Raw genomic sequence first — 6,335 nt, forward strand, 5'->3', positions numbered from 1 at the left:
CCGCTCCTCGAGCTCCTCCTCGCGGGTCCGCGGCCTCGCCCTGGAACCGCTCGGCCGGCCCTTGGGCCTCGGGCGCAGGGCCTCCGCGCCGCCCCGGCGGTATAGCGCGCACCACTTCTTGAGCGGCGACATCGACATTATGCCGAACGCCGCCATCGCCTCGGTCTTCGTCATGCCGCCGTCGACGACGGCGGAGGCGGCGGCGACCTTCTGCTCGTATGTGTACCTGCCCTGCTTTCCGTCCATGCGCAGCAGCACCTCGCTCCCGAACGCGCGGTATATCTCCTGCCATCTTCTCACGGCTTCCGCGGGAAGCGAAAGGGCAATCGCGGCAGATTTACACCCGTGCCCGAGCTCGAAGAGCCCTATGGCCGCCTTCCTGGCCTCGACATCATGCTTCACCCTCAAATCAACGCGCATAAAGAAAGCCTCCCATTTCTCATGTCCAAGAAATGGGAGGCAGTTCATTGTCCGTTCTAGCGGGCTTAATCAGGTGATCGGTTAACGCGCAGTAGTGCAGGCAAACCTTACGCAAACAGGCCGTAGATGCTGATATTGGCCTTGGCGTAGAGGCCGTTGGCGTACTCGGTCCACTTGGAGCTGGCACTCGAAGCCTGCGAAGAGTACTGCTGGTAGGCGGTGTAATAGGCGGTCATGGCCTGCTTGTAGGTAGCGCTATCGGCCGTAAAGGCATCGTCAGCGAAGGCCTTAGCGTAGGTGCTATCGGCGTCCTTCCAAGTGCCCTTTGAGCTATCCCACTCATCGCCGGCAAGGTTGATGATGTAGTCGGCGTAGTCCTTGCTCGCGGTGTCCTCATTGCCGTCAGAAGGCTCGGTCGGAGCGGTCGGCATGCTTGCGGAGCTATCGCTCACCTTCTTCTTGTAGAGCTTCTGCAGCTTCGCGGACTGGCGGACGATCTGCTTGGCCTGGTCCTTGGACACGCCATACTGCGTGGCCATGGTCTTGTAGTCCGAAGTGCCGATGGAATCCTCGGCGTACTGCTTCATCTCCTTGGAAGAGACGGTAATGCCCTCGTCCTCGGCGGCATCGAGCAGGATCTTGTTGCGCACGTAGGACAGGATGACGTCGGCAGAAGGAGCGGTGTAGTTGCCATCACTATCCTTGACGGTATCGAGGCTGTACTGGCTCTCGATGGCCTCGCGCGCGGTGATATCACTCTTCTTGCCGTTGTAGCTATAGCTTGCCACGGTCGAATCGAGCTGGTCCTCGGTCAGGGTCGCCGAGCCGACACCCTTGCCGCCAAAGCCGCCATTGCCGATAAAGAAGCCGACCACCGCAGCGATCACGACGGCAACCACAAAGGCGGCAATCATCGTCTTCTTGTGCTTGGATACGCGATCGTCTTCATCGGAACCCAGGATATCGTCGTCCTCATCCTGGGCCCCGGGCATCAGATTCTCGTCAGCGGCATCCGCGGCAATCTGAGCCTCCAGACGGGCGTCCTCCTCCTCGGCCGTCGTACCGGCAGCAATGTGCTCGGCAGACGTACCGGCGACCAGGTCGATCTTCTCGTCCTCGTCACCGTCGGGGCCTTCGCCGCGCTCGATGATCTGGATGCCGTCGATCTCGTCCTTCTCGTCCTTCTTTTGAATCAGACCCATATCGGTTACTCCTTGTTAGGAAACATAGTCCTCAATAGAATACGCCCGACAGAGCGCCGGGCGTATTGATTCTCAGGTTATACGCAAACACTTAAGTACTATTTAGGCGTTTGCAGCACGCATGCCTTAGGCCAGGTGCGCGATAACGGCATCGGCAAAGGCCTGCGTGCCCACGGCCCCCTCGACGGAGCCGGTCTGGGCACGACGCACGTCACCGGTAACCTGCTCGCCCTCGTCGAGCGTGGCAGATACGGCGGCGCGAATGCGATTAGCAGCGTCGTTCTCGCCCAGGTGATCGAGCATCATCGCAGCAGAAAGGATCTCGGCCGTGGGGTTGGCGATATCCTGGCCAGCGATATCGGGCGCGGAGCCGTGCGTTGCCTCGAAGATGGCGCAGTCGGCACCGATGTTGGAGCCGGGGGCCATGCCTAAGCCGCCTACCAGGCCGGCGCACAGGTCGCTCACGATGTCGCCGTACAGGTTGGGCAGCACCAGGACATCGAAGTCGTTGGGGTTCTGGACCAGGCCCATGCAGGTGGCGTCGACAATCTTGTCGTTGAACTCGATATCGGGATAGTTGGCGGCCACCTCGCGCGCCACGCGCAGGAACAGGCCGTCGGTCGCCTTCATAATGTTGGCCTTATGCACGGCCGTCACCTTTTTGCGGCCGCAGCGGCGGGCGTACTCAAAGGCATACTCCACAATGCGGCGGCTCTTGGCGATAGAGATGGGCTTGATTGAGATGGCGGAATCGGCGGCGAAGACCTTCTGACCCGAGCGCTCGACAAGCTGCGAGAGCTCCTCGACCTCGGCAGCGCCCTCATCGAACTCGATGCCGGCATAGAGGTCCTCGGTGTTCTCACGCACGATGACCAGGTCGACGTCGCGGAAGCGCGAGCCGTCGCCCGGCTGCGACAGGCAGGGGCGCACGCAGGCGTACAGGTCAAAGTGCTTGCGCAGGGCCACGTTGACGCTGCGGAAACCCGTGCCGACCGGCGTGGTGATGGGACCCTTGATGGCAACCTTGGTCTCGGCGACCGCATCGAGCACATGTTGGGGCAGCGGCGTGCCAAACTCGTCCATGACGCCGGCACCGGCCTCCTGGACATTCCAATTGATCTGGACACCGGCGGCCTCGACCACGCGGCGCATGGCCTGCGTAATCTCGGGACCGATACCGTCACCGGGAATCAGGACTACATCGTGCGCCATAATCTGTTACTCCTCGTTTTCGGCGTCGTCAGATTTTTTAACGCTAGCACGCTTCTTCTTTTTTGAGAGATCCAGGCCAAAACGTTTAACAAGCATTTCGCAAATCTCGCTCGAACGGGCCTTGAGATAGCTGCCCTTGCCGTTCTCGGCATCGAACTTAAGGCGCAGCGCGAGCTTCTCGGCGACCTCGGCGTCAATCTCGCCCTGACCAAACTCGTACAGACAACCGAGCATGTCGCGATACTCGAGGTCACCGTGGTAGCACTGGATGGCCTCGTCCAGGATGGGCCAAGCCTCGCGCGAACGCTCGACGCTCGTGGCGCCCCACACGCACAGCAGGCGGAAGGCAGCATAGCGCAGCGTGGAGGAGATCTCGTCGAACAGTGCGGTCTCGGCACCCTCAAAGGCATCGCCCAGCTGCTCGGGGCAGGTGGTGGCGAGCGCCGTCAGGGCATCGAGGGCCTCCCAGCGGGTCTGAGCCTCGGGGCGGTCGAGCGCCTCGATCAGCGCGGGCACGCAGGGCACGACGCGCTGCGGATCGCGCTCGGCAAGCAGGTGCAGCACGCGGGCGGCAAACTGGCGGATGCGGCGCGTGGGGCAGCCGAGTTCCTTGACCAGACGGTCGACGGCGTTCTCGTTCTCCTCTGCCAGCTGAAGCTGTGCCAGCTCCTCGTCGGTGAGCTGTTCGTCTTTGTTTTCTGCCATAGTTACCTCTTCTTACTATTTCTTAGCGTGCTTGCCAGCACCCTTGCTGTCATCGGTGACCGAGATGAGCTGTCGATCGGCCGCGCCATTGCGACGCGCACGGCGGCGTTCCTCGGCGTCGCCCGCGTCGGCGGCGGCACGGTGAGCCTTGTTGACGTTAAAGACCTCGTCGTGCTTGCGCCACGGACCGACGGACTCGCCAAAGCTCATCTTAAGGCCGGCGATAAAGCCGCCGAGCCAGCCGATCGGCGCAAACTGCACCAGCGGGAACAGTGAGAACACCCAGGTCAGCAGGACGACTGCCGCCGCTCCCGCAAAGTTGGCAATCCAGTAGTCGCGCTTGGTGATGACACGCTTTTCGCACGCCCACTGGCCGCACAAAAAGCCAATGTAGATCGCAAAGAGAAAGAGCACCAGCGCAAGCACCACGAACGTCCAGCTCATGGGCGCTACTCCCCGTGATGGTGGCCGCAGCAGCACTCGTGGCCGTCATCATGGCCGTGGCCGCCGCAGCACTCGTGGCCCTCGTCGTGGTGGTGGCCACAACCGCACTCGTGATTGTCGCCATGCTCGCCGCAACCGCAGCCGTCCTCGTGAGCGCCATGCTCCTCGGGACGATACTGCGACCAGTCCAGACCGGCGGCGATGGCGTCGGCCTCCTCCTTATAGAGGACCGTGACGGCCTGGGTACCCAGCTTGGCACCACCGATGGCGTCGAGCATGTCGTAGAGCGTAAAGGCCACGTCGGCACCGGGCAGCGCAAGCTCGCGGTCGTCGGCATAGGCGAGCGCCAAGCGCAGGTCCTTGATAAAGTGCTCGACCATAAAGCCGGGCTTGTAGTCGCCGTCGAGCGCCTTGGGAGCCAGGCTCTCCATGGCGCCGGACTTGCCGGTGCCGCCCAGGATCATCTGGCGGGTCTTCTCCAGGTCAAGGCCGCTCAACTCGGCAAATGCCATGGCGTCTGCCATGCCGACCATGCAGGCGCCCAGCGACACCTGGTTGGCGAGCTTGGCAGCCTGGCCCTTGCCGGCGCCGTCGAAGCAGCAGATGTTGGCCGCAAAGGTGGCAAGGATGTCGCGGACCGGCGCGATGTCGTTCTCGGTAGCGCCCACGATAGCCGTGAGCGTACCGGCGATAGCGCCCGACTCGCCGCCGGTGACGGGGCAGTCAAACGCCATGCGACCAGAAACCTGGGCGGCCTCGGCAATGTCACGGGCAAGCTCGGGCGAGCTCGTGGTGAGGTCGATCAAGACCGCGCCGGGCTTAGTGCACGAGAGCAGGCCGTCGCCCGCCAGGTAGAGTTCCTCGACCTCGGAGGGATAGCCCACCATGGTAAAGACGACATCGGCGTTCGCCGCGGCATCGGCCGGCGTATCTGCCCAGACGGCGCCGCGCTCGATAAGCGCCGCCGCCTTGGACTTGGTGCGGTTGTTGACCGTGACGGAATAGCCGGCGTCCAGAATGTGGCCGGCGATGGGGGCACCCATGATTCCGGTGCCAATGAATGCGACGGAGAGCTTGTTTGCCATGAAACCTTTCCTTTTGGGTTGGGTGTTGTTACCAGGTTGAATACTCGGTGCCAGCGTTTGGGCTGTGAGTCGAGGGCGATTACGGACGCAGCGCTTGCCTACTGACCGCGCACGCGGCGGGCGATACGGTCGGAAAGCGACGCCTTGTCGGCGCGGTTCTTACCCCAAAACGCGCAGCCCACCATGCCGGGGCCCACGTGCGAGCCGATGGTGGGACCCACGGAGCCGCGAATGATCGTGACGTCGGCGCAACCCTCCTCCTTGCGGATGGCGGCTTCGAGCCAGTCACCATCCTTTTCGGCATCGGCCGTCATGATGGCGATGGGCATGGTGCGATCGGGCACGTAGTTCTCGCGGAACGACTTGAGGATGGACTTGAGCGCCTTCTTGCGGCCGCGGTTGACGCCGATCAGCGACAGCGAGCCGGCCAGGTCGTAGGAGAGCTCGGGCTTGACGTCGAGCTTTGCCGTGAGCTGCGCCGCCGCGGGCGGAATGCGGCCGCCGGCAGCCAGTGCGTCGAAGCTCTCGAGCGTAAAGTAGCCGTGGACGTAGGTCTTTGCCTCGTTTGCCCAATCGACCAGCTGCTTGGCGATCAGTCCCGCCGAACGCTGGCGCACGGCCTCGAGCGCCAAGAGCGCGCCGGTCGCGCAGGGCAGAGCGTTGTCGACCACGTACAGCTCAAAATCGGGATACTCGGCGCGCACGGCATCTGCCGCCTGGCACGCGGAGTTGTAGCTCGACGACAGCGCCGAGGTAAAGCACAGGTAGACCGTGGGCGTGCCCTCTTTGGCGCACTCGGTAAAGAACTCGATATAGCGACCGAGCGACACAGCCGAGGTGGACACGCGGGCACCAGCGCGCATGCGGTCGTAAAACTCCTTGGGCGTGATGCTCGACCAGATGTCATCTGTGCGCTCCTCGCCATCGATAATGAAGGGGAAACCCAGGATATCGACATCGAGGTTCGCGGCGACCTCGGGGCTAAAGTCGCAGCAGGTATCGACGACGATGCGGCAACGGTCCGAATGACCGGTAGATGCGGCCTTGTCCATCAAAGCGACTCCTTACGTAAAAAGGCGGCCACCCGCATGGGATGGCCGCCAACCGTTAACTCATGCAAGTTAACGTATTTTACTCGTCAAGTGTTTCGATGCGGGGCTTGATGATGCCATATCCACCATTCTTACGGTGATACACCACATTGATAAGGCCGGTCGTCGCGTTCTCGAACACGTAGAAGTCGTGGCCGAGCAGATCGGTCTGCACC

The 6,335-nt window shown here is 62.5% G+C and carries 8 protein-coding genes; all 8 read right to left on the bottom strand.

Annotation, left to right across the window (positions count from 1 at the left end; genetic code table 11):
• Positions 1 to 420, bottom strand: a 420-nt coding sequence (locus AB5758_RS03935) for a helix-turn-helix domain-containing protein (protein ID WP_368155386.1), incomplete at its 3' end; no start/stop codon positions are given.
• Positions 421 to 527: 107 nt separating this feature from the next.
• A complete protein-coding gene (locus tag AB5758_RS03940) occupies positions 528 to 1,622 on the bottom strand; it encodes a hypothetical protein (RefSeq protein ID WP_368141955.1) in 1,095 nt (364 codons plus the stop codon).
• A 126-nt stretch (positions 1,623 to 1,748) separates the two neighbouring features.
• Positions 1,749 to 2,834, bottom strand: a complete 1,086-nt coding sequence (locus tag AB5758_RS03945; RefSeq protein ID WP_260699513.1) for an isocitrate/isopropylmalate dehydrogenase family protein — start codon at positions 2,832 to 2,834, stop codon at positions 1,749 to 1,751.
• Positions 2,835 to 2,840: 6 nt separating this feature from the next.
• The gene (locus tag AB5758_RS03950) at positions 2,841 to 3,539 is read right to left on the bottom strand and encodes a HEAT repeat domain-containing protein (RefSeq protein ID WP_320677926.1); all 699 of its coding nucleotides are present in this window, start codon (positions 3,537 to 3,539) and stop codon (positions 2,841 to 2,843) included.
• 15 nt (positions 3,540 to 3,554) lie between these two features.
• Complete coding sequence (locus AB5758_RS03955) at positions 3,555 to 3,983, bottom strand: hypothetical protein (RefSeq protein WP_055310425.1); 429 nt, start codon at positions 3,981 to 3,983, stop codon at positions 3,555 to 3,557.
• Between the two features lie 5 nt (positions 3,984 to 3,988).
• Positions 3,989 to 5,068, bottom strand: a complete 1,080-nt coding sequence (locus AB5758_RS03960; RefSeq protein ID WP_368141953.1) for an NAD(P)-dependent oxidoreductase — start codon at positions 5,066 to 5,068, stop codon at positions 3,989 to 3,991.
• 98 nt (positions 5,069 to 5,166) lie between these two features.
• Entirely contained in the window at positions 5,167 to 6,120 is a 954-nt protein-coding gene (locus AB5758_RS03965) for a DegV family protein (protein WP_368141358.1), read from the bottom strand.
• Between the two features lie 79 nt (positions 6,121 to 6,199).
• The coding region (locus tag AB5758_RS03970) for a sigma 54 modulation/S30EA ribosomal C-terminal domain-containing protein (RefSeq protein ID WP_368155403.1) at positions 6,200 to 6,335 on the bottom strand (136 nt) is incomplete at its 5' end.

It is taken from the genome of Collinsella aerofaciens, from assembly GCF_040926405.1.
GTDB lineage: Bacteria > Actinomycetota > Coriobacteriia > Coriobacteriales > Coriobacteriaceae > Collinsella.